Source organism: Mesobacillus sp., from assembly GCF_049588175.1.
In the GTDB taxonomy this organism is placed as follows: Bacteria; Bacillota; Bacilli; order Bacillales; family Cytobacillaceae; genus Mesobacillus.
Map to the genome: position 1 here is coordinate 1 of NZ_JBAVFI010000463.1, position 2,195 is coordinate 2,195.

Consider the following 2,195-nt stretch of genomic DNA (forward strand, 5'->3'; position numbering starts at 1 on the left):
TGAAAATCTCATTAAAACTGGATGATCATCCTTGTTGGCGGAGGGTAATAGTGCCGCTTGACCGTACGTTCCATGCTCTTCATGAAGGGATACAAAAATCATTTGGATGGGATAACCGGCATTTGCATTCCTTTTACCTTTATCATTCAAAAAGTAAAAAGAAACTGTCTCCTAACCACCCTGCATACCACGAAACAGGCTATGAGCCATTTTTGAATATCGTGGGCAGTCCGGAAGCCCTGTCAGTCCCAATTGATATGGAAAGACGTCTCGAACTTCATGTAAAACTGTCGGAGTATATTCCTGAAGTCTCTCATCTTAAATACGTCTATGATTTTGGAGACAATTGGGAGCATTACATCGAGGTTGAGAAGGTCATCAGTGATTTTAATACCTATCATCCCGTTTGCCTTGAAGGCGAAGGGGCCACTCCTCCCGAGGATGTTGGGGGAAGACCTGGTTACTCGGAGTATCTTAAGGCAATCAAAGACTCGGAGCATCCGGATCATCATGAAATCAGTCGTTGGGCACAAATGCAGGGCCGTCGGAAATTTGATATTGAGATGATCAATCGATGGTTGAAGTAAAAAAAGCCTGCCAATTTCGCAGGCTTTTTTACATGCATTTATTGTGAGAAAAAAGGAGCCGCTACTTGACTCCATTTACTCCTCCAGCAGCCGATGAATCATCCGCTGCCGGTCATCAAAAAACTGCTTCATAATCGTATAGTGATTCGTTTCCTCCAGCTTTCGTTCATGAATGCCATCCTCGCTGAACTCGAAGATTTTTGCGTCGGGATAGGCCATGATGATAGGTGAGTGGGTGGCAATTATGAGCTGCGAGTTTTCGCGGACGAGGTCGTGGATCCTTGTGAGCATCGACATCTGACGCAGAGGCGAGAGGGCTGCTTCAGGTTCGTCGAGGAGATAGATGCCGTTTCCGCGGAATCGATGAATAAAAGTGGCGAAGAAGGACTCTCCGTGCGATTGCTCATGCAGGGACTTACCGCCAAATGAGTTGATGATCTTTGGTCCACCTGGTTCTCGATCCATTTCCTCAATATTGGAGGCGACATTGTAAAAGCTCTCCGCTCGCAGGAAAAAACCATCCCTTGGCCGTTCAATCCCCTTGATCACTTTGATATAGTCAGCAAGCTCCGAATGCGAATCGAAGGTGGAGAAATTAAAGTTCAGCGAACCGCCTTCAGGATTGAATCCCAATGCAACCGCAATCGCCTCAAGCAAAGTCGATTTTCCCATCCCGTTTTCACCGATGAAAAAAGTAACCTTCGGATGCAGCTCCATCTCCTCCAAGGTCTTCAGACTCGGAAGATTGAAAGGATAGTGCCTGAAAGAAGGGACTTCATCGCGTTTTAAATTTATTCTTCTAACATATTGCCAGTTCAGGTAGCTCATCGTTCATACCTCGGACATGTTTTTACTAATCATAACATTACAGGCACCTCCCAGAAAACTGGCAGGAGATTCGCGCTTCAGCACATTAACGTGCTGGGGGTCAGACCCCCAATGAGATAAAGCGGTGAAGCGTTGAGGTTTACTGGTTTTTTGGGAATGCTTGATATGACTGGGACTGTGGGTGTTTAATCAAACGTTTGATTAAATTTTATCTGGCTGCTTGTTATATAAATCCACATAAAATGGTTGTTCATTTTCATAAAATGGATTGATTAGCATTTTGGGAATGGTTAGGATGTTTATATAGAGAGTTTTCTTTGAAGGGGGAGTCCGATGAAGCGGGTGCGGAAGGCAATTATTCCGGCAGCTGGTCTGGGAACGCGTTTTTTACCGGCTACAAAGGCGATGCCGAAGGAAATGTTGCCGATTGTTGATAAGCCAACGATCCAGTATATAGTCGAGGAAGCAGTTGCTTCTGGGATAGAGGATATCATTATTGTGACTTGTAAAGGCAAACGTGCGATCGAGGACCATTTTGATTTTTCCCCAGAGCTTGAGCGTAACTTAGAGGTGAAAGGGAAGCTGGATTTGCTGGAAAAGGTGCGCTACTCTACTAACCTTGCGGATATCCACTATATTCGCCAGAAGGAGCCTAAGGGGTTGGGGCACGCCGTCTGGTGTGCGCGCAATTTTATTGGCGATGAACCGTTTGCGGTACTTCTGGGAGATGATATTGTTCAGAGTGAGACGCCATGCTTAAAGCAGCTCTTAAACCAATTC

Annotated in this window: 3 protein-coding genes; 2 read left to right on the top strand and 1 reads right to left on the bottom strand. The window is 45.5% G+C overall.

Annotated elements, in window-relative coordinates:
• Positions 1-587 (top strand): plasmid pRiA4b ORF-3 family protein (locus tag WB217_RS11310; protein WP_423993330.1); only part of this gene is annotated, 587 nt, incomplete at its 5' end.
• 75 nt (positions 588-662) lie between these two features.
• On the opposite strand, the gene WB217_RS11315 is transcribed toward WB217_RS11310, so the two are convergent.
• A complete protein-coding gene (locus tag WB217_RS11315; RefSeq protein ID WP_423993331.1) occupies positions 663-1,415 on the bottom strand; it encodes an AAA family ATPase in 753 nt (250 codons plus the stop codon).
• A gap of 333 nt (positions 1,416-1,748) precedes the next feature.
• Between WB217_RS11315 and WB217_RS11320 the strand changes: the two genes are divergently transcribed.
• The coding region (locus WB217_RS11320; protein ID WP_423993332.1) for a UTP--glucose-1-phosphate uridylyltransferase at positions 1,749-2,195 on the top strand (447 nt) is incomplete at its 3' end.

Excerpts from the sequence above, each read along its gene's own strand:
- WB217_RS11315 (WP_423993331.1), bottom strand. The coding sequence starts at position 1,415 with ATGAGCTACCTGAACTGGCAATATGTTAGAAGAATAAATTTAAAACGC.